Consider the following 19,068-nt stretch of genomic DNA (forward strand, 5'->3'; position numbering starts at 1 on the left):
GCACTGGGCCGCGCCTTCATGCGCGGCGCGGCCCAGTGCGGTGCGCTTGCGCGGCGTGGAAGTCGGGTCTTGCGGATCGATCTCGACCACCCAGCCGTAGCGGTTCGATTCGTTCGGGTGCTTGGCCACATCGAAGCGTTCTTCGTGCTCGTGCCAGCGGTACTTGGCGCCGTTGCCCTTCTTGAGGCCCCAACGCTTCTGGTGCGCGTCGGGCGTGGTGGTGCCCTCGAAGTAGTCGGCGAAGTTTTCCTCGCAGGTCAGGTAGGTGCCCCACGGCGTCTGGCCGTTGGCGCAGTTGTTGAAGGTGCCGAGCACCTGCGTGCCCGAGGGGTCGCCCGCGGTGCGCAGCATCGGGTGGCCGGCCGCGGGGCCGGTGAGCGTCATCGGCGTGAGCGCGGTGATGCGGCGCGCGAAACGCGAAGGCAGCACCTGCTGCCAGGCCGCGCCGTCGCGCTGCAGCTCGATCACCGACACGCCGTGCGCATGCATCGACTTGCGCACCTTTGCGGCGCTCCAGGTCTTCATGCCGTCGGTGTGCAGCAGGCCGTCGTCCACGTACTCGTGGTTCAGCACCAGCAGGCCGCGGTTCGATCCATCGAGCGGGAAGAAGGCCATGCCGTCGTGGTGCATGCCGGCCTGCAGCGCCTGGTCGTCGGCGGAGTCGGAGGCATCGGTCTTGAAGGCGGGCATGCGGCCCGCGATGCCCGTGGGGTCGCCCCAGCGGTACAGCACCTGCGTGCGGTAGCCCTCGGGCACGACCACCTGGTCGACCGCCGCCATGGGCACGCTCTTGAAACCGATGGCGCGGCCCAGGCCGCTCACGGCGTTGCTGCTACTGCCGCTGCCCGTGCTGGCACAGCCGGCCAACGGCCCGAACAGGCCCGCCACGGCCGCCGCCAGGCCGCCGCGCACGAAGACCCGCCGCTGCGGATCGGACACGTCGTGAATGGTGGGATTGCCGGAGGGGTTCGAGTCCTCCATGCGCGCGAAGTCTTTGGCCATGTCCTGGGGGTCCGTGGGAATCGTGGGAGCCTGCGATGCTCCCGCGCGCCCATGAAGCCGTCATGACAGGGGTTCGAAGCGCACGTCACCCCAGGGCTGCGAGCCGCCGTGGTTGTTGTTGCCGCGTGGCTGCTCCCGGCGTTCGCGCCGCCAGTCCCACGGCGGCGTCGGCGCGGTGTCGGCCCACAGGCCGATGTGCTGCGCGCGCGCCGCGGCCTCGAGGCGGAACAGGTCGCCACCGCGCTTCTTCGCGATGCCGTGGTAGTCGTACACCCAGGCCCAGCCTTCGGCCACCAGACGGCGGCCGGCGTCCTCGCCGTTGCAGCGCACGTCGGCCACGGTGCGGCCGTAGCGGTCGGTGTCGCGTTCGGTGATGACGGCCTTCTCGGCGTAGCACAGGCGACTCAGCGCCTGGCGGCTGCGCTGGCCGTAGGGCTGCGCTTTCTCCGGCGCGTCGATGGCGGCGATGCGCACCTTGACCTGTTCATAGGCGCCGCTGCGACCGCAGCGCGCGGTGAGCGTGTCGCCGTCGCTCACGCCGACGACGAGGCAGGTGCGCGGCGACGCGGCATGGGTCAGCAGCGGGAGGGAAAGGCCGAGGGAAAGAAGCAGGAAGACGGGGCGAAAGCGCATGCGGAAAGGGAACGGAACACGGGGCCGGGAATGGCCGACGATTCTCGGCGCGAAGTGAACGCGCCGCCCTTCGGATGCATTTGTTTTCGTCTTCGCTTCAGCGCGCGGCCGGCGCGCCCGTCGACTTGCGCACCACCAGCTCCGGCCGCAGCACCACGGTGGAAGCCGAGAGCGCCTGTCCGTCGATCTCCTCGAACAGCATCTCGGCCGCGCGCCAGCCGAGTTCGCGGTGCGGCAGCCGGATGGTGGTGAGCGGCGGATCGACCATGTCCACCAGCGGCATGTCGTTGTGGCCGGTGATGGAGATGTCCTTCGGCACGCGCAGGCCGGCCTCGCGCAGCGCGTCGTAGGCACCCAGCGCCACGAGGTCGTTGCAGCAGACCACGGCCTGCGGCGCGGCGCCGGCCGCGAGCATCTGCTTCATCGCGGCCGCGCCCGCCTCGCGGCTGTAGCTCGCGCACTCGACGATGCGGGCCGGCTTCATGCGGTGGTCGCGCAGCGCCTGCTCCACGCCCAGCAGGCGGCCCACGCCGGTGGGGATGGTCTGCGGCCCCGCCAGGTGCGCGATGCGCTTGTGGCCCAGGCCCACGAGGTGGTCGACCGCGAGCTTCATCGCCAGCCGGTCGTCGCTCACCACGGCGGGCAGGCGGCCGGTCTCGTCGGCGCGGTTGACGAGCACCGCCGTCATGCCGGCCTTGGCGACGAAGTCGACCAGCGGGTCGTCGCGCGTGGCGGTAGCCAGGATCACGCCGTCCACGCGCTGCGCCAGCATGCGCTCGAGCACCGGCCGCGCGAGCGCCGGGTCGACCACGTTGGTGACGAACACGAAGTAGCCGCGCGCCGCCGCGCTGGCCTCGATGCCTTGCAGGATCGGCGGGAACACCGCGTTCGTGATGTCGGGCACCAGCACGCCGATGGTGTGGGTGCGGCCCGTGCGCAGCGCCGAGGCTGCGCGGTTGGGCCGGTAGCCCAGGCGCTGCGCGGCCTCCTCGACCACGCGCAGCACCTCGTCGCTGATCAGCGAGCGCTTCTCGGGGCTGAGCGCGCGCGACACGGTCGACACATGCACCCCGGCGGCACGGGCGACGTCGCGGATGGTGACGGGGCTGGAAGGGGGATGGGTGCTCATTGGTGCAAACGATTGTTGGTCATCCGGTGCGCCATGGTTGGCGAATTCCCATTCTGGCGTCCCGGATACCCGCCATTTTACTTTTCCAGAATCTGACTTAAGATCATGCAAACGATTGCAAGGATTGCAGATGAACATCGCCACCTCCCCCGATTCGGTGCTCGGCTTTGCGCTCGACGCCATGCAACGCACCCCCGATCCGCGCCTGCGCACCGTGATGGACGCGCTCACGCGCCACCTGCACGCCTTCGTCCAGGAGGTAAAGCTGAGCGAGGAGGAGTTCGAGCAGGCGCTCGAATTCATCGTCGCCATCGGCCACGCCACGGGCGAGACCAAGAACGAGGTGGTGCTGGCGGCCGACATCCTGGGCGTGTCCACGGTGGTGGCGCTGCAGAACAACCAGGACCCGCACGGCGAATCGCCGGCCGCCCTGCTGGGCCCCTTCTGGCGCGCCAACTCGCCGGCCTGCGCGGCGGGCGAGAGCATCGCGCGCTCGGGCACGCCCGGCACGCCGCTGGAGGTGACCGGCACGGTGTGCGATGTGGGCGGGCAGCCGATGGCCGGCGTCACGGTCGACGTGTGGCAGGCCTCGCCGGTCGGGCTCTACGAGAACCAGGACCCGGAACAGGACGACATGAACCTGCGCGGGCGCTTCACCACCGATGCCGAGGGCCGCTTTCATTTCCGCAGCGTGCGCCCCGCCGGCTACCCGGTGCCCACCGACGGGCCCTGCGGCGTGCTGCTGCGCGCGCAGCAACGCCACCCGAACCGGCCCGCGCACCTGCACTTCATGCTGAGCAAGCCGGGCCACAAGGTGCTGGTCACGCAGGTGTTCGCCGACGACGACGAGAACCTGGAGAGCGACCCGACCTTCGGCGTGACGCGGCAACTCATCGGCCGCTTCGCGCTCGCGCCCGATGGCCGCAGCGCCACGCTGCAGTACGACTTCCAGCTGGAGCCGGGCGAGATGAAGTTCCCCCGCCCGCCGATCCCCTGATTCCGCAACTTCCCTTCATCCCATGAGCTTCGATCCCCAATCCCGACTCCACGGCAAGATCGCCGTCATCACCGGCGGCCTCGGCGCCATCGGCTACGCCACGGCCACGCGGCTGGCCGCGCTGGGCGCCACCTGCGTGCTGCTGCACCGCGGTGGCGACAACAACAACGCCGCCGCGCGCGCCGCCGCCCTGCCCTCGGACAGCGGCCAGCGCCACGGCGCGATCCGCGCCGACATCGTCGACACGCCGAGCCTGCAGGCCGCCGCCGCCGAGGTGAAGGCCGCGCACGGGCGCTGCGACATCCTGGTCAACAGCGCGGGCCACACGCAGCCCGTGCCGGCCGGCGACCTCGACGCGCTGACCGACGACCTCATCGACGACCTGCTGCGCGCCAACTTCCGCGGCGTGTTCGCCACCATCCGCGCCTTCGCGCCGATGCTCAAGGCCACGGGCGACGGGCTGGTGGTCAACATCTCGTCCATCGCCGGTTTCACGGGCGTGGGCAGCAACCTCGCGTACGTCGCGGCCAAGGCCGGGCTCGACGTGGTGGGCGATGCGCTGGCCAAGGCGCTGGCGCCGGCGGTGCGCGTGGTGTCGGTGTCGCCGGGCGCGGTCGAGTCGGGCTTCGTGCCCGGGCGCGGCGCCGAGTTCGCCGACAAGATGGCCAGCACCACGCCGCTGGGGCGCATCGGCAAGCCCGACGACGTGGCGGCCACCGTGGAGGCGCTGGCCACCACGCTGCGCTTCGTCACCGGCACGCGCATCGTGGTCGACGGAGGGCGCCACCTGTGAACAACGCGAAGACGCTCATCACCTGCGCCGTCACGGGCAACCTCGTGAAGCCCGAGCAGACGCCGCACCTGCCGATCACGCCGATGCAGATCGCCGACGAATGCCTGGCCGCCGCCGAAGCCGGCGCGGCGCAGGTGCACATCCACGTGCGCCACCCGGAGACGGGCAAGCCCTCGATGGAGGTCGCGCTGTACCGCGAGGTGGTCGACCGCATCCGCCGCGAGAACCGCGAGCTGATCGTGAACCTCACGACCGGGCCGGGCGGGCGCTTCATTCCGAGCGAGGACGATCCGAAGATCGCCGCGCCCGGCACCACGCTGCTGCCGCCCGAGAAGCGCGTGGAGCACATCGCGCTGATCCGGCCCGACGTGTGCTCGCTCGACCTCAACACCATGAACTCCGGCCCCGACGTGGTGATCAACACACCGAAGAACGTGCGCCGCATGGCGAAGGTGATGCGCGAGGCCGGCGTGAAGCCCGAGCTGGAGATCTTCGACTCGGGCGACATCCACCTGGCGCTGGACCTGATCGCCGACGGCACGCTCGACGGGCCCGCCATGTGGACCTTCGTGCTCGGCGTGAAGTACGGCTTCGCGCCCACGCCCGAGACGCTGCTCTATGCGCGCAACCTGCTGCCGCGCGGCGCCTTCTGGAGCGCCTTCGGCATCGGCCGCACGGAGTTCCCGATCGTCGCGCAGTCGTGGCTGCTGGGCGGCCACGTGCGCGTGGGCATGGAAGACAACATCTACCTCGAGAAAGGCGTGCTGGCCGAAAGCAACGCGCAGCTCGTGGCGAAGGCGCGCGACATCCTGCGCAGCCTGGGCGGCGACGTCGCCAACCCGCGCGAGGCCCGCGCGATGCTGGGGCTGGCCGACACCCGCGCCGTCCAGGGAGCTGCACGATGAGCGCCGCCACTCTGGAACCCCGCGCCCTGCGCGTGAACGGCAAGGCTGCCAACCTCGACGCGCTGCACCTGGAGGCCGCGCCGCAACCCGAACCCGTGGCGCCGCCCGGCCATGCCGTGGTGCGCGTGATGGCCGCCGCCGTGAACCCGAGCGACGTGAAGGCCGCGCTGGGCCTGATGCCGCAGGCCGTCTGGCCGCGCACGCCGGGGCGCGACTTCGCGGGCACCGTGGTGAACGGCCCTTCGGAATGGGTCGGCCGCGAGGTCTACGGCTCGGGCGGCGACATCGGCATCACGCGCGACGGCTCGCATGCGCGCTACCTCGTGCTGCCCGAAGCGGCGCTGCGTGCCAAGCCCCAGGGCATCTCGATGGACGAGGCCGGCGCGGTGGGCGTGCCCTTCGTCACGGCCTACGAGGGCTTCCGGCGCAGCGGCATGCCGCAGGCGGGCCAGACGGTGCTGGTGCTGGGCGCCAACGGCAAGGTCGGGCAGGCGGCGGTGCAGCTGGCCGCGCAGGCCGGCGCGCGCGTGATCGCGGTGCAGCGCGGCCCCGGGCCCTTCGCAGGGTTCGCGAGCGCGCCGGTCGACGTGGTCGATGCGCGCCACCACGCCGACGTGGGCGCGCAGGTGCGCGAGCTCACCGACGGGCGCGGCGCGCACATCGTCTACAACACCGTGGGCAGCGCCTACTTCGAGGCCGCCAACAAGGCGATGGCCAAGGGCGCCACGCAGATCTTCATCGCCACGCACGACCGCGCGGTGCCCTTCGACATCTTCGCGTTCTACCGCGGCATGCACACCTACGTGGGCATCGACTCGCTGGCGATGGACTGCGTGGCCTCCACCGCGCAACTCGACGCGATGCGCGAAGGCTTCGAGCGCGGCACGCTGAAACCCTTTCCCGTGGCACGCCACTTCGCGCTCGACGAAGCGATCGATGCCTACCGGCTGGTGCTGTCGGGCAGCACCGACCGCGTCGTGCTGCGCCCCTGACCCCCAAGGACACCCACCATGCATGTGACCCGTTTCAGCGAGGCGCCGCACTACGAGGCGCCCAACCACTTCGACATGCGCTGCCTGCGCCTGCAGGGCAAGGAGGCCGGCCCCTCGACGCAGATGTGGATGGGCATGAGCCAGATCCTGCCGGGCGGCCGCACCGGGCTGGACGGCTCGCCGATGGAAAAACTCTACCTCGTGCTCGAGGGCGAGCTGCACGTCGTCGGCGAACTCGACGGCGCGCACCAGGAAGACGTGCTGCTGCCCTACGACAGCTGCCGCTTCGCGCCCGGCGAGAAACGCCAGCTCGAGAACCGCAGCAACCGCCCGGTGCTGGTGGCGCTGGTGATGGCGAACGCACCGCCCGCCTAGCGCGCTCCTTTCCCAGTCATTCATCGCTCGCACCAACAAATCAACGGAGACAAGACGCATGAAGAAGACACTCCCCTGGAGCCGCCGACAGGCACTCACGGTCGCCGCGGCACTCGCGGCCTGCACGCTCGGCGGCGCCCATGCACAAGGCGCGTGGCCGGGCACGCAGCCCATCAAGCTGGTCGTGCCCTTCACGGCAGGCAGCGGCACCGACATCGTCGCGCGCCTGGTCGCCGAAAAGCTCGGGCCCGCGCTGGGCACCAGCGTGATCGTCGACAACCGCCCCGGCGCGGGCGGCACGCTGGGTGCGGCCATCGCCGCCAAGGCGCCGGCCGACGGCTACACGCTGCTGGTGCATTCGGCCGGCCACCTCGTGAACCCGTGGATCTACAAGGGCCTGTCGTACGACACACTGAAGGACTTCACGGGCGTGACGCCGATGGCCAGCCTGCCCAACGTGCTGGTGACCGCGCCCTCGCACTTCACCGACGTGAAAGACCTCGTGGCCAAGGCGAAGGCCAAACCCGGCGGGCTGAACTACGGCTCCGCGGGCAACGGCTCCGCCACGCACATGAATGCCGAGGTGTTCCGCCTCGCGGCCGGCGTCGACGCGCAGCACGTGCCCTTTCGCGGCACACCCGAAGCCATGACCGAGGTGATGGCCGGACGCGTCGACTGGTTCTTCGCGCCGATGGTGTCGGCGCTGCCGCTGATCAAGAGCGGCAAGCTGAAGGCGCTGGCCGTGGGCACCGCCGGTCGCTCGTCCGCCTTGCCCGACGCACCCACCACCGTGGAGGCCGGCGTGCCGGGCTCGACCTACCTGTTCTGGGTCGGCCTGTTCGCGCCCGCCAAAACGCCGCAGCCCGTGGTGGAACGGCTGCAGGCCGAGGTCGCGAAGATCATGGTGTCGCCCGAACTGAAGGAGCGGCTGGAGAAGCTCGGCGCCGAACCCTTCACCATGCCCTCCGCGCAATTCAACAAGTTCATCGCCGACGAGACCGCGAAGGCACAGCAGGTGGTCAAGGCCGCGGCCATCAAGGTGGACTGACCTCAGCGCAGCAGCGCCGTCAGCACCGGCACCAGCCCCGCACCACCGGCCACGGCGGCAGCACCGGCGCCCCACGCCACGGCGCGTGGGCGGTACGGCAACAGCAAGGCCACCGGCAACGCACCGGCCGACAGGAAGCCCAGCCAGGCGACCGTCCCGACCGTAGGGCCCCACGCCATCACGCAGGGCACGATGGCCGCGGCCAACAGCACCATGCCGATCGCGCGCAAGCCCGTGCGCCGGCGCGCGGGCACTTCGCGTCCGCGCGTCAGCTGCTCGTGGTGCCGGTCCATGGCAAAGCTCAGGCACGACATGCCTGCATACGCCAGCGCAAGGCCAAGCAACGACGCCCATGCCGTCGTCATCGCGCCGCCTTCCGCAGCAGATGGCGCAGCGCGCCCAGCGCCGCAAGGCCGAAGGCCACGACACCCAGTTCGACCCCGAGGCTTTCCCAATCACTGCGCGACAGCTGCGCCAGCAGGTGATCGCCCGTGGTCACGAAATTGAGCACCGGCAACAGCAGGCACAGCGCGGCCAGCGCACCGAGCTGCTCGCGCCACGCGCGCGCGGGGGAGCGCACGAAGGCATGCACCAGCGCCAGCGCCCACAGCGCAAAGAAGACCTGCAGTTCGCGGTCCGCGCGGTGCCCGATGCCGACCGGCACCAGCCGGTTGGCCCACAGGTAGCCCACGCAGGCGATGGCGAGGCCGGCGATGGCCGCGACGTTCAGCGCCTCGACCAGCCGGTAGACCCGCGCCGTTGCGCCACCGAACTCGCCCAGGTGCTTCTGCCGGCGCTTGACGATGAACAGCACCGCGCCCGAACCCATCATCGCGGTGCCCGCGAGGCCACATAAAAAGTAGAGCCACTTCATCGGCCAGCCGCCGAAAGTGACCATGTGCAGCCCGCCCATGGCCGACTGCGCGAGCATGGCCGTGCCGCCGTCCGCGGCGCCCGGCAGGCGCACGCGCTGCACCTCGCCGGTGGCGGCCGAGAACTGCACCATGCCGGTGGTGGCGCTGAGCCGGCGCGCGGATTCGTCGTCGCCGTTCCATCCGTACACGCCGATGCGCGCAGCCGCGTCGCCCGGGTGGTCGATGACGACCGCGCGCACCGGCTGGCCCATGCGTTCCTGGCCGCGCGCGGCGAAGGGTTCGAGCACGGGCACGGGCATCGCGCGGCCGGTGGCGGCGGGCTTGTCGCTGTCGCCCAGCTCGGACACGAAGCGCACCTGCGCCTGCGGACCCGTGCCGTAGTGCAAGACCTTGGGGGCCGGCATGAAGCTGGTGCCCGAGATCACGAGACCGGTGTAGGCGATCATGAACTGGAAGGGCAAGGTCAGCACCGCCACGGCGTTGTGCGCGTCGAGCCAGCTGCGCTGGCCTTTCTTCGGCCGGAAGGTGAAGAAGTCCTTGAAGATGCGCTTGTGCGTGATGACGCCCGACACCAGCGCCACCAGCATCGCCATCGCGGCGATGCCGACGATCCACAGGCCGACGGTGCCGGCGTGCAGCTCGTAGTGGAAGTCGACGAAGTGGTGGCCGCCGAGCGTGGCGCGCGCCGCGTGGCCGCCGTCTTCCTTCAACGGCTTGCCGGTGGCGGGATCGAGCGCAACACCCGCGTACTGCCGGTTGGCGTCGAACCAGAACACCCGCAACTCGCCGCCGCCCTGCGCGTCCGAAGGCCACAGCTCCCACATCGAGGCGCCCGGGTGGTGCTCGGCCATGTAGGCCATGCCCCAGGCCAGGCGCTGCGCGCGGTCGGCCGTCGGCTCGCCCTTCTCCTTCTTGGCTGCGGCGGCGGCTTCCTCGGCGTGGTGCTCCGGCGTCATCCAATGGGTGATGGGCTCGTCGAACACGGCCAGCGTGCCGGTGAGGAACACCGCGAACAGAAGCCACGAGAACCACAGGCCGCACCAGGTGTGCAGCCAGGCTTGGGCCTGGCGAAAGCCGCCTTGCGACGGCGCCTTGGCTTTCTTCGTGCTCATGCGCCGCCTCCCGCGCCGCGCAAGGCCAGGCCGAGCCCGGCCAGCACCACGGCGGGCAGCAGCAGGCCGGCCCAGGCGCGCGGCAGCGACACGGGCGCAAAGGCCCAGATCACGGCGACGGTGTAGACCGCGAAGCTGAACTGCATGCCCCCGAGCGCGGCCTCGGCGGGGCCGGTCGGCATCACGGCGGCCAGGAAGACGGCGGCGGCCGAGGCCAGCGCGTAGCCGCCAAGCACGGCGGCCGCGATGCGGGACAGCAGCCGCAGGGCGGGAGAAAAGGAGGAGGTGCGGGTGTTCATCGGGGACCGGAAAACGGGGCGCGGACATGCGCCCCTCCCCTACATGACAAGCGAGAACGAAAAAAGGGTCATGCCCCCCGCTCTTTTCCGGTCAGAACGCGTAGCTCAGCGTCGCCACCGCGTTGCGCGGCGTGCCGAAGTAGGCCTGCCCGTCGATGTTGCTGTAGTACTTCTTGCCGAACAGGTTCTCGATGTTCAGCTGCAGCGCCAGCTTGGGCGTGAAGGCGTAGCGCGCCATCAGGCTCACGACCGCGCGCGAGCCCTGCTGGTAGCGCAGGTCGACATCGCCCACGCTGTACGCGTAGTAGGTGCGGTTCTGCCAGTTGACGCCGCCGCCCAGCGTGAGCCGGTGCCACGCGCCGGGCAGCCGGTAGGTGGTGAACAGCGTGGCCTGCGTGGTCGGCATGGCGGTGTTGATGCGGTTGCCGTTGCCTTCGCGGCCCAGCGTGCGCGCGATGCCTGCGTTCAGCTGCCAGCCGAGGGCCAGTTCGCCCGACACCTGCAGCTCGATGCCCTTGCTGGTCACGCCGCGCGCGCCGTAGTAGGCGCCTTCGCTCGAGTTGGGCACGAGCTTGGTGCCGTCGCGCTGCGCCACGTTCTCCTGCTCGGCGCGGAAGACGGCGATGGAGGTGTTGAGCTTGCCGTTCAGGTGCTCGCCCTTGAGGCCGATTTCGTAGCTCTTGCCGGTCACCGGGTCGAGGTACGCGCCGCTGGCGTCGCGGTAGTTCTGCGGCTGGAAGATATCGGTGTAGCTCGCGTACACCGAGTAGTTCTCGCTCAGGTCGTACACCAGGCCCGCGTAGGGCGTGAACACCTCGTGCTTGCGCGTGGCCGGTGCGTCGGCGGTCAGGCGCGTGGAACGCCAGCTGTTCTGGCGCCCGCCCACGATGAGCTTGAGCGAATCGGCCAGCGACAGGCGCGCGGCGCCGTAGGTGCCGGTCTGGCGCGTCTTGGTGATGGCCGAGACCTTCAGCGGGTCCCAGCCCGGCTCGGGGTACGACGCGGCGTTCCAGTCGTAGAAGTTGCCGGTGTCGGGCAACGGGCTGGTGCGCGGATGGCTCGCCTCCACGTAGCGCGACTGGCTGTTGCTGACGCCCACCACGAGTTCGTGCGTGCGCCCCAGCAGCGTGAAGGGGCCGGTGGCCTGCAGGTCGAGGCTGTTCTGGCGGAACTGGTGCTCGAAGTAGCCGGGCAGCGAGCCCAGGCCGGTGCCGGTGAGGCGGTCGAGGTCGCCGTACAGGTACAGCAACTTGGCGTTCTGCTTGCTCTGCCGGTGCGAGCCGTTGGCCTTGAGCTTCCAGCCGTTGTCGAACTGGTGCGTGAGGTTCGCGAAGGCGGTGGTGGTGGTCGTGTCCCAGTGGGTCCACGGCGTGCCGACGGTCTTGGAGCGGTCCCAGCGCGTGGCTGTGCCGTCGCTGAAGGTCAGCGGCAGGCCGCCCCAGGTCGACGAGGTGGGCCGCGTGGCCTGCGACTCGATGCCCACGCTGAGCGTGGTGCTGGGCGTGAGGTCGGCATCGACCACGCCGTACAGCACGTGCTTGCGGCCGTGGTACATGTCGATGAAGGAATCGCGGTCTTCCGTCATGCCGATGAGGCGGGCGCGCACGCGACCGTCTTTCGTCACCGGCGTCTGCAGATCGACCGTGCCGCGGCGCAGGTTCCACGAACCCAGCGCGAGCGACGCGTTGCCGGCGAACACCTTGCTGTCGGCGTGCTTGCGCACCAGGTTCACCGAGGCCGAGGGGTTGCCCGCGCCGGTGAGCAGCCCGGTCGAGCCGCGCACGACCTCGATGCGGTCGTACAGCACCGGGTCGTTGGTGGAAGCGCCGAAGAAGTCGGTGGTGACCGTGGTCGGCACGCCGTCGTACTGGTAGTTGTCGATGTAGAAGCCGCGCGCGTACAGGTCGGTGCGGTCGCTGTCGGAGCTCACCGAGAACACGCCGGGCACGCTCTGCATGGCCTGGCCGAGCGATAGCAGGTTCTGGTCGTCGATCTGCTGGCGCGTGATGACGGTGACCGACTGCGGCGTCTCGCGCGGCGAGAGCGCCAGCCCGGTGGCCGCCGCCGTGGCGCGCGTGGTGTAGGCGCCTGTGCCTTCGGTGGTGCCGCTGCGGTCGGCCTCGGCCGTGACGGTGACGGGCGAGAGCGTGTCGATGCCGCCTTGCCCCGCAACGGGTGTGCCGGCCTCGCGGCGGTTCAGCGTGTAGCTGCCGTCGGTGCGCGCCACCACCTGCAGGCCGCTGCCCGCGAGCAGGCGCTCGATGGCTTCGCGCGCGGTGTAGCGGCCCGCCACCGCGGGGCTGCTGCGCCCCTGCGTGAGCGCGGGGTCGAACGACAGCGCGATGCCGTTGCCGGCCGCGAAGGCGGCGAGCGTGCGGCCCAGGGGGCCGGCGGGAATGTCGTAGGCGCGGGACGCGGCGGCGTCGAGCGAGGACGACGACGCCTGCGCGAAAGCCGGCCCTCCCGCGCCGGCCAGGCCGCCGAGGGCAAGCGCCATCAAGGCATGGCGAAGGACGGTGTTCAGACGGCGCTCTGCGAACGGGCGCAAGGCGGGCGGGCGGGATGCGGACATGGAGACGGGCCTTTCGGTTGGGCAACGGTGGGTTCTTCACCCTCCTTGCCAGCCGAAACGAAAAAAAGTCTCACCCCCGGATCGATATATTTTTCGAAGCGCCCGCCGCACCTTCTTCAGATGCCGCACGCGGCACCAGCGTGACCCAGTAGCCGCGCAGGCGCGTGGCCGCATCCACCGGGTAGGTCGACACCAGCATGCGCAGCACGCCGTCGGTGTCGGCCAGCGGAAAGGCGCCCGAGACACGCAGCTCAGCCACCGCCGCGTCGCACTGCAGCAGGCCGGGGCGGTAGCGCGACAGCTCGGCGGCGAAGTCGGCCAGCAGCATGCCGTCGGCCAGCAGCATGCCCTGCGTCCAGGCCAGCACCGAGGCGTCCGCCGGACGGAAGTCGTCGATGCCGTCGGCGGTAAAGCGGGCCTGCTGCCCCGCCGGCAGCACGCGCGCGGCGGCGCGCTCGGGCGTGATGCGCACCGCGCCTTCGAGCACGGCGATGTGGGTGGCGCCGCCCGCTTCCTTGCGCACGCTGAAGCGCGTGCCCAGGGCCTCCAGCGTGCCGCCGGCGCTGGCCACGCGGAACGGGCGGTGCGCGGCGGCGGGGTCGGGCGCGGTGGCGATGAAGATCTCGCCCGCCTGCAGCACCACGCGGCGCTGCGTGCCGTCGAAGTGCACATCGATCGCGCTGGCGGTGTTGAGCGTGAGGCGGCTGCCGTCGGCCAGCCGCAGCTCGCGGCGCTCGCCGGTGGCGGTGCGGTGCCCGGCCATCCAGCCGCGCTCGCCCGCCATCTCGACCGCCTGCCAGCCGAGCCAGCCGGCGGGCACGGCCGCCAGCAGCGCGGCCAGCCGGCCGAGGGTGGCGCGGCGGTTGTTCGCATTGCCGCGCGCGGGCCGCGCGAGCGACGACATCGCCAGCGCCGGCGGCAGGCCGCCGAGCTTGTTCATCAGCTGCTCGGCGCGCGCCCAGGCGCGTGCGTGGTCGGGATCGCTCTGGCGCCAGCGCTCGCAGGCGCGGCGGTCTTCGTCGGTGACGGCGCTGTCGTGCAACCGCATCAGCCATTCGGCGGCTTCGTCGAGCACGCGCGGGGCGAGTGCCGACGTTTCGAAATTCATGGCGCTCATTCCATCACCGCCAGGCACCCCCGGAAGCCCTGCTGCATGTAGCGCTTGACCGTGACGAGCGACACGCCCAGCTCGCGCGCGATGTCCTCGTACTTCATGCCGTCCAGCTGCGACAGCAGGAAGGCCCGGCGCGCGAGCGGCTTGAGGGCGTCGAGCATCGCGTCGATCTCGTGCAGCGTCTGCAGGATCACCAGCCGCTGCTCGGGCGACGGCGCCTCGGGCTCGGGCATCACGGCCAGCGCCTCGAGGTAGGCCCGCTCCAGCGCCTGGCGCTGGTACCAGTTCACGAGGATGTTCTTGGCCACGCTCGTGAGGTAGGCGCGTGGCTGCACGATGACCTCGGGGTTGCGCGCCGTCAGCAGCCGCGCGAAGGTGTCCTGCGCCAGGTCGGCCGCGTCACACGAATTGCCGAGCTTCTTGCGCAGCCACGACTGCAGCCAGCCGTGGTGGTCGCTGTAGAGGGTGTGGACTTGCTGGAAGGCGGCTTCGGCAGCGGACATGGCGGGCGGCACGGCGGCGGGGGCTCCGCCTACAAATAAGAATTATTCTCATTTTAAGCAAAAAGGCCGCAGTGCCGCCCTGCTCGTCCTGTCCGCATTGCGGACAGCGTGGCTCAGGCCGGCCGGGCCGCCGCGAGCGCCACCGCGTCCGCGCCCGCCGGATAGCGCAGCGTCGCATCCGAGTCGTTCGCGGCGCGCCAGACGGCCTCGGCCACGTCGGCGGCCGCGGTCACGGCCGTGGGGTTGCCCAGCGCCGCGAAGACGCCCTGCGCCAGCGGCGCGTAGTCCGGCGGGATCAGGCCCTGCATGCGCTGCGCCCCGTTCTCGGTGAACCGCGTGCCGGGCCCGTAACCCGGCTCGACGAGCTTCACGCGCACGTCGAACGCCGCCAGCTCGAAGGCGAGCGAGGCGGTGAAGCCCTCGATCGCCGTCTTGCTCGCGGTGTACGCGGCCACCAGCGGCATCGGCGCGAGCGTGACGGTCGAGGTGACGTTGACCAGCACCCCCGAGCGCCGCGCGCGGAACTGCGGCAGCACGGCCTGCGCCATGGCCATCATGCCGAAGGTGTTGGTCTCGAACACCTCGCGCACGGTGGCCATGGGCGTGGCCTCGAAGGCGCCGAAGAGACCGACGCCGGCGTTGTTCACGAGCACGTCGATCGGGCCCGCGTTCTCGATGGCGGCGGCGATGCTGTCGGGCTGCGTCACGTCGAGCGGCAGCACGCGCAGGTTCGGCGCGTCGGGAAAGAGGTCGTCGCGCGGCGTGCGCATGGTGGCGACGACGCGCCAGCCTCGGGCGTGGAAGTGGCGCGCAGTGGCCAGGCCGTAGCCGGAGGAGCAGCCGGTGATCAGTGCGGTTTTCAATGGGGGTTCCTTGGTGGTGGGTGATGAAGAGCCCCAACGATAGGGACGACCGACCGGACTTGCTACCATCGAACGTCGCCATTTCTTTTGCAGGAGTCCAGCCATGGCCGATCCCCTGGCCGAGGTCATCGCGCTGCTTCGCCCGCGCGCCGTGTATTCCAAGGTGATCGCGGGCGCCGGCGCCTGGGCCGTGCGCTACACCGCCTTCGGCCAGCCCAGCTTCTGCACCATGCTCGAGGGCGAGTGCGTCCTGGCGGTCGATGGGCAGCCGCCGCTGGCGCTGGCCGCCGGCGACTTCCTGCTCATGCCGGCCACGCCCGGCTTCACGCTGTCGGGACTCACGCCGGCGCCGCCGGTGTTTCTCGACCCGCATGAACAGGCGGCGCGCGAGGACGCACACGGCGAGGTCCGCCACGGCGACCGGAACGGCCCACCCGACGTGCGCATGCTCGGCGGCTACTTCGCCTTCGATTCGCCGGACGCCGCCCTGATGGTGTCGCTGCTGCCCTCGGTGCTGCACATGCGCGGCGTCGCTCGGCTGTCGCTGCTGGTGCAGCTCGTGCGCGAAGAGTCGATGGCGCAGCGGCCGGGGCGCGACCTCGTGCTCGGGCGGCTGGTCGAGGTGCTGCTGATCGAGGCGCTGCGCTCGGCGCCCGGCGAAGGCGCGCCGCCGGGGCTGCTGCGCGCGCTGGCGGACAGCCGGCTGGCCGCCGCCGTGCGGCACATGCACGCGGACCCCGCACGTTCATGGACGGTGGAAGAACTCGCCGGCAAGGCCGCGCTCTCGCGCTCGGCCTTCTTCGAGCGCTTCTCGCGCGCCGTGGGCCTGCCGCCAATGGAATACCTGCTGGCGTGGCGCATGGCGCTCGCCAAGGACCTGCTGCGCCGCGGCGGCTGCGCACCGGCGGAAGTGGCCGCGCGCGTCGGCTACAGCTCGGCCAGCACCTTCAGCACGGCCTTCAGCCGCCATGTGGGCCTGGCGCCGGGGCGCTACGCGCGCCAGCCCTAGCAAAGACAAAGGCGGCGGCTCAGGCCGCGGTGCCTTCCTTCTCCTGCAGCAAACGCCACATCACCTTGCCGCTGCCGCTCTTGGGCAGCGCATCGACGAACTCCACCTTGCGCGGAATCTTGTAGACCGCCATGTTCTCGCGGCACCAGTCGATGATCTGCTGCTCGGTCGTGTCCTTGTGCGTGGCGCGCAGCACCACCACGGCCTTGACCGATTCGCCGCGGTAGTCGTCCTTGGTCGAGATGACGCAGGCCTCCTGGATCGCGGGATGGCGGAACATCAGCAGCTCGACCTCGGCCGGCCACACCTTGAAGCCGCTCGCGTTGATCATGCGCTTGAGGCGGTCGGTGATGAAGAAGTAGCCCTCCTCGTCCATGCGGCCCATGTCGCCCGAGCGGAAGAAGCGCTTGCCCTCGAACTCGACAAAGGCGGACTTGGTGGCGTCGGGGCGCTTCCAGTAGCCCTGGAACACCTCGGGGCCGTGGATGATGATCTCGCCCGACTCGCCGATGGGCATCTCCTGCAGCGTGTCGGGGTCGACCACGCGCGCGTCGGTGCTCATGAACGGAATGCCCAGGCACTGCTGCTTGGGATGGTCCGAGGGGTTGGTGTGCGAGGGCGCGGCCGTTTCGGTAAGGCCGTAGCCTTCCTGGTACTTCAGGCCGTACTGCTCGAACAGGCGCTGCGCCACGGCCTGCGGCATGGCGGCGCCGCCGCCGCCGATGTGGGTCATGCTCGTGAGGTCGTAGCTCGCGAAGTTGGGGCTGGCCATGAGGTCGATGACCATGGTGGGGATGTTGGTCCAGCTCGTGACCTTCCAGCGCGAGATGAGCCGGCCCGCCACGTCGCGGTCCCAGCGCGGCATGATGACCAGCGTGGCCGCCGCGAGGATCGAGGTGTGCATCATGCTCACCACGCCGGTGATGTGGAACATCGGCACCACGGCCAGCACCACCGCCTCCGACGTCGCCTGGCCCCAGAGCTGGCCGGCCATCGCGTTGTGCATGAGGCTCGAATGGTGGTGCACGCAGCCCTTGGGCAGGCCGGTGGTGCCGCTGGTGTAGGGCAGCAGCGCCATGTCGTTGGCGCCCACCACGTGCGCGGGGGCCGGGTGGCCGGCCGCGAGCGCGTCGGTCCAGGCCATGACCTGGCCGTCGACCAGCGCGGGCAGCGGGTGGCGCGTGCCGAGCCAGTCGGCCCAGGCCGGCGCGGGGGCGTCGTCGCCGGTCACGTTCGCATCGAAGGCGTCGGTGAACTGGCTCACGATGAGGTGCGACAGGCGCTGCTCGGGCGGCAGCGCGTCGCTGGCCTTGGCCAGCTCGGCCGCGAGGTCGCCGGTGGTGATCGCCACCTTGGCGTCGGGGTCGACGATGTAGTGCTTGAGCTCTTCGGCCCGGTTCATCGGGTTGACCGGCACCACGACGGCATTGGCGCGCAGGATGGCGAAATGCGCGATCACCAGCTGCGGGCAGTTCTGCATGTTCAGCACCACGCGGTCGCCGCGCTGCACGCCCAGCGCATGCAGCGTGCCGGCCAGCCGCTCGACCTGGTCGGCCACGTCGCGGTAGCTCAGCACGCGGCCGAAGAAGACCAGCGCGGCCTTGTCGGGGTAGCGCGCCGCCGAGGTGGCCAGGTTGTGCCACAGCGAGGTCGCGGGGACGGTGATCGAATGCGGGAGGCGCTTGGGCCAGAACTTGTAATGCGGGCGGGGTTGCATGGTCTGTGAACAGGCGGAGGAGGAAGGAGAGGGAAAGGAAAGCGGTGCGAAAGGCGCAATGCGCCAGCCTAAGCCGCACCGGCCGCCGCTCCCATCGGGGAAGCCCCCGGGGCGTCACCTTGGCGACGCCCATTTTTCTGACAGCACCTTCGCCTTGCCAACCGTCACCATCGGTCCGCCACTGCGCGAAAGCGGCACCCGCCGAGGCGAGAATTCCGCGCCCGAAGTGCTTCCCTGCAACGGGAAACTCCCCGCCTCAATAGGCACTTGCGCGGAGATCGCTTCATGAGAGCTCCCCCTAGGATCGCTCACCACAATACAAAGGGAGGATACCTATGGCGACCAATACCATCTTCAAGGCCCTCGTCGAGTCCCTTGAGCGTGAGCATGGAAAACTGACTCAGAAGCAGATCGCGAATGCCTTGAACGTCACTCAGGCCACGGTTGGTGGATGGATGAACGGTGGCACTCCGAGCGCGCGTAACTTCGTCAAACTGATCGATGCATTCCGCGATCACCACGCCATTTCACTGATCAGGCCCCTGCTCGAGTTCAAGGAAATCGCTCCAATCAAGAAGGGCAAGACGTGGGCTTTCAGCGCTGACGCCCCCGAGATTGCGGCGATCCAAGACGCCATGGAGAAGAAGGCGGGCCTGTATTTTTTCTATGACAGCTCAGGCCAAGCGATCTATGCAGGCAAGTCTGACTTCAACCTTTACGGCGAAGCAAGGCAACGTCTCAAGGCCATCCCCAATCAACCGATGTTTCTGCCGATCAAGAAATACGTGGGGCAAATGGGTGACCGGGCTCGCTACTTGTCGGCATACGAAGTGACGATCACAGCCGCCATCAAGAACATGGAGTCCTTCCTGCTGCGTGCATTCGCCAACGATCTGCTTAACAAGAACGGCGGCGCCTTCTACAGCTCGCTCTGAGCGCCGCCTTCTGAATCGGCGCATTCTGTCTCTTCCAAGAGCGCACGACTCGCGTGCCTAAGTGGCACAGAAGCGTGCGTCGGGCGGGTAGCGCGGCGGCCGGGTTGCCATCGCACGCGCGCTGGGCAAATAGCGCGAAGCTCTTCATGTACAGGCGCATCGGCTATCGTGCAGGCTCCGCTTCACCCGTACCTG

Annotated in this window: 19 protein-coding genes; 8 read left to right on the forward strand and 11 right to left on the reverse strand. The window is 70.1% G+C overall.

Going from position 1 to position 19,068, the window contains the following annotated elements:
* The 3 genes from AC3WQR_RS13950 to AC3WQR_RS13960 all read right to left on the reverse strand — a co-directional run.
* Positions 1-1,002: PhoX family protein (locus AC3WQR_RS13950; protein WP_492742418.1), on the reverse strand; the 1,002-nt coding region annotated here is incomplete at its 3' end.
* Positions 1,003-1,062: 60 nt separating this feature from the next.
* Positions 1,063-1,635 (reverse strand): thermonuclease family protein, encoded by a 573-nt coding sequence (locus tag AC3WQR_RS13955; protein WP_492742419.1) that lies wholly within the window; start codon positions 1,633-1,635, stop codon positions 1,063-1,065.
* Between the two features lie 97 nt (positions 1,636-1,732).
* Positions 1,733-2,764 carry a LacI family DNA-binding transcriptional regulator gene (locus AC3WQR_RS13960; RefSeq protein ID WP_159275952.1) on the reverse strand — a complete coding sequence of 344 codons (1,032 nt, stop codon included), beginning with the start codon at positions 2,762-2,764 and terminating at the stop codon, positions 1,733-1,735.
* A gap of 130 nt (positions 2,765-2,894) precedes the next feature.
* Here AC3WQR_RS13960 and AC3WQR_RS13965 point away from each other — a divergent pair, with 130 nt between their 5' ends.
* From AC3WQR_RS13965 to AC3WQR_RS13990, 6 genes are read left to right on the forward strand one after another with little or no spacing between them, the layout of a single operon-like run.
* The gene (locus AC3WQR_RS13965) at positions 2,895-3,761 is read left to right on the forward strand and encodes a dioxygenase family protein (protein ID WP_492742420.1); all 867 of its coding nucleotides are present in this window, start codon (positions 2,895-2,897) and stop codon (positions 3,759-3,761) included.
* Positions 3,762-3,783: 22 nt separating this feature from the next.
* A complete protein-coding gene (locus AC3WQR_RS13970; RefSeq protein ID WP_492742421.1) occupies positions 3,784-4,554 on the forward strand; it encodes an SDR family NAD(P)-dependent oxidoreductase in 771 nt (256 codons plus the stop codon).
* Positions 4,551-5,459 (forward strand): beta-keto acid cleavage family enzyme, encoded by a 909-nt coding sequence (locus AC3WQR_RS13975; protein ID WP_492742422.1) that lies wholly within the window; start codon positions 4,551-4,553, stop codon positions 5,457-5,459. Before AC3WQR_RS13970 ends, AC3WQR_RS13975 begins: the two co-directional genes overlap by 4 nt.
* Complete coding sequence (locus AC3WQR_RS13980; protein ID WP_492742423.1) at positions 5,456-6,451, forward strand: quinone oxidoreductase family protein; 996 nt, start codon at positions 5,456-5,458, stop codon at positions 6,449-6,451. Before AC3WQR_RS13975 ends, AC3WQR_RS13980 begins: the two co-directional genes overlap by 4 nt.
* 18 nt (positions 6,452-6,469) lie before the next feature.
* Positions 6,470-6,826: a cupin domain-containing protein gene (locus tag AC3WQR_RS13985; RefSeq protein ID WP_070062522.1), complete on the forward strand. Its 357-nt coding sequence runs from the start codon at positions 6,470-6,472 to the stop codon at positions 6,824-6,826.
* 58 nt (positions 6,827-6,884) lie between these two features.
* Positions 6,885-7,874, forward strand: a complete 990-nt coding sequence (locus tag AC3WQR_RS13990) for a Bug family tripartite tricarboxylate transporter substrate binding protein (RefSeq protein ID WP_492742424.1) — start codon at positions 6,885-6,887, stop codon at positions 7,872-7,874.
* A 2-nt stretch (positions 7,875-7,876) separates the two neighbouring features.
* Here AC3WQR_RS13990 and AC3WQR_RS13995 read toward each other — a convergent pair whose 3' ends face one another.
* The 7 genes from AC3WQR_RS13995 to AC3WQR_RS14025 all read right to left on the reverse strand — a co-directional run bounded on the left by AC3WQR_RS13995 (position 7,877) and on the right by AC3WQR_RS14025 (position 15,212).
* The gene (locus AC3WQR_RS13995) at positions 7,877-8,239 is read right to left on the reverse strand and encodes a DUF3325 domain-containing protein (protein WP_492742425.1); all 363 of its coding nucleotides are present in this window, start codon (positions 8,237-8,239) and stop codon (positions 7,877-7,879) included.
* Positions 8,236-9,861 carry a PepSY-associated TM helix domain-containing protein gene (locus AC3WQR_RS14000; protein WP_492742426.1) on the reverse strand — a complete coding sequence of 542 codons (1,626 nt, stop codon included), beginning with the start codon at positions 9,859-9,861 and terminating at the stop codon, positions 8,236-8,238. Before AC3WQR_RS14000 ends, AC3WQR_RS13995 begins: the two co-directional genes overlap by 4 nt.
* The gene (locus AC3WQR_RS14005) at positions 9,858-10,160 is read right to left on the reverse strand and encodes a DUF3649 domain-containing protein (RefSeq protein WP_492742427.1); all 303 of its coding nucleotides are present in this window, start codon (positions 10,158-10,160) and stop codon (positions 9,858-9,860) included. The genes AC3WQR_RS14000 and AC3WQR_RS14005 overlap by 4 nt, the downstream gene beginning before the upstream one ends.
* 91 nt (positions 10,161-10,251) lie before the next feature.
* Positions 10,252-12,732, reverse strand: a complete 2,481-nt coding sequence (gene fhuE, locus AC3WQR_RS14010; RefSeq protein ID WP_492742428.1) for a ferric-rhodotorulic acid/ferric-coprogen receptor FhuE — start codon at positions 12,730-12,732, stop codon at positions 10,252-10,254.
* 70 nt (positions 12,733-12,802) lie between these two features.
* Positions 12,803-13,840, reverse strand: coding sequence for a FecR domain-containing protein (locus AC3WQR_RS14015; RefSeq protein ID WP_492742429.1), 1,038 nt, complete (start codon positions 13,838-13,840; stop codon positions 12,803-12,805).
* Positions 13,841-13,845: 5 nt separating this feature from the next.
* On the reverse strand, positions 13,846-14,349 hold the full coding sequence (locus AC3WQR_RS14020; protein ID WP_139705712.1) for a sigma-70 family RNA polymerase sigma factor: 504 nt from the start codon (positions 14,347-14,349) through the stop codon (positions 13,846-13,848).
* Positions 14,350-14,462: 113 nt separating this feature from the next.
* On the reverse strand, positions 14,463-15,212 hold the full coding sequence (locus tag AC3WQR_RS14025) for an SDR family oxidoreductase (RefSeq protein WP_492742430.1): 750 nt from the start codon (positions 15,210-15,212) through the stop codon (positions 14,463-14,465).
* Positions 15,213-15,315: 103 nt separating this feature from the next.
* Between AC3WQR_RS14025 and AC3WQR_RS14030 the strand changes: the two genes are divergently transcribed.
* Positions 15,316-16,221 carry an AraC family transcriptional regulator gene (locus AC3WQR_RS14030; RefSeq protein WP_492742431.1) on the forward strand — a complete coding sequence of 302 codons (906 nt, stop codon included), beginning with the start codon at positions 15,316-15,318 and terminating at the stop codon, positions 16,219-16,221.
* 19 nt (positions 16,222-16,240) lie between these two features.
* On the opposite strand, the gene AC3WQR_RS14035 is transcribed toward AC3WQR_RS14030, so the two are convergent.
* On the reverse strand, positions 16,241-17,938 hold the full coding sequence (locus AC3WQR_RS14035) for a long-chain fatty acid--CoA ligase (RefSeq protein ID WP_492742432.1): 1,698 nt from the start codon (positions 17,936-17,938) through the stop codon (positions 16,241-16,243).
* 335 nt (positions 17,939-18,273) lie between these two features.
* On the opposite strand from AC3WQR_RS14035, the gene AC3WQR_RS14040 reads away from it, so the two are divergent.
* Positions 18,274-18,873, forward strand: coding sequence for a helix-turn-helix domain-containing protein (locus AC3WQR_RS14040; RefSeq protein ID WP_492742433.1), 600 nt, complete (start codon positions 18,274-18,276; stop codon positions 18,871-18,873).
* Positions 18,874-19,068 lie beyond the last annotated feature (195 nt).

The sequence above is a fragment of the Variovorax sp. FW305-3-2-15-B-LB1 genome, assembly GCF_058787635.1.

What these genes read in the sequence shown, in the direction of transcription:
- AC3WQR_RS13980 (WP_492742423.1), top strand. Translation starts at nt 5,456, where the DNA reads ATGAGCGCCGCCACTCTGGAACCCCGCGCCCTGCGCGTGAACGGCAAG.
- AC3WQR_RS13960 (WP_159275952.1), bottom strand. Translation starts at nt 2,764, where the DNA reads ATGAGCACCCATCCCCCTTCCAGCCCCGTCACCATCCGCGACGTCGCC.
- AC3WQR_RS13985 (WP_070062522.1), top strand. Translation starts at nt 6,470, where the DNA reads ATGCATGTGACCCGTTTCAGCGAGGCGCCGCACTACGAGGCGCCCAAC.
- AC3WQR_RS14030 (WP_492742431.1), top strand. Translation starts at nt 15,316, where the DNA reads ATGGCCGATCCCCTGGCCGAGGTCATCGCGCTGCTTCGCCCGCGCGCC.
- AC3WQR_RS13970 (WP_492742421.1), top strand. Translation starts at nt 3,784, where the DNA reads ATGAGCTTCGATCCCCAATCCCGACTCCACGGCAAGATCGCCGTCATC.
- AC3WQR_RS14020 (WP_139705712.1), bottom strand. Translation starts at nt 14,349, where the DNA reads ATGTCCGCTGCCGAAGCCGCCTTCCAGCAAGTCCACACCCTCTACAGC.
- AC3WQR_RS14035 (WP_492742432.1), bottom strand. Translation starts at nt 17,938, where the DNA reads ATGCAACCCCGCCCGCATTACAAGTTCTGGCCCAAGCGCCTCCCGCAT.
- AC3WQR_RS14040 (WP_492742433.1), top strand. Translation starts at nt 18,274, where the DNA reads ATGGCGACCAATACCATCTTCAAGGCCCTCGTCGAGTCCCTTGAGCGT.
- AC3WQR_RS13955 (WP_492742419.1), bottom strand. Translation starts at nt 1,635, where the DNA reads ATGCGCTTTCGCCCCGTCTTCCTGCTTCTTTCCCTCGGCCTTTCCCTC.
- AC3WQR_RS14015 (WP_492742429.1), bottom strand. Translation starts at nt 13,840, where the DNA reads ATGAATTTCGAAACGTCGGCACTCGCCCCGCGCGTGCTCGACGAAGCC.
- AC3WQR_RS14000 (WP_492742426.1), bottom strand. Translation starts at nt 9,861, where the DNA reads ATGAGCACGAAGAAAGCCAAGGCGCCGTCGCAAGGCGGCTTTCGCCAG.
- AC3WQR_RS14005 (WP_492742427.1), bottom strand. Translation starts at nt 10,160, where the DNA reads ATGAACACCCGCACCTCCTCCTTTTCTCCCGCCCTGCGGCTGCTGTCC.
- AC3WQR_RS13965 (WP_492742420.1), top strand. Translation starts at nt 2,895, where the DNA reads ATGAACATCGCCACCTCCCCCGATTCGGTGCTCGGCTTTGCGCTCGAC.
- AC3WQR_RS13990 (WP_492742424.1), top strand. Translation starts at nt 6,885, where the DNA reads ATGAAGAAGACACTCCCCTGGAGCCGCCGACAGGCACTCACGGTCGCC.
- AC3WQR_RS13995 (WP_492742425.1), bottom strand. Translation starts at nt 8,239, where the DNA reads ATGACGACGGCATGGGCGTCGTTGCTTGGCCTTGCGCTGGCGTATGCA.
- fhuE (WP_492742428.1), bottom strand. Translation starts at nt 12,732, where the DNA reads ATGTCCGCATCCCGCCCGCCCGCCTTGCGCCCGTTCGCAGAGCGCCGT.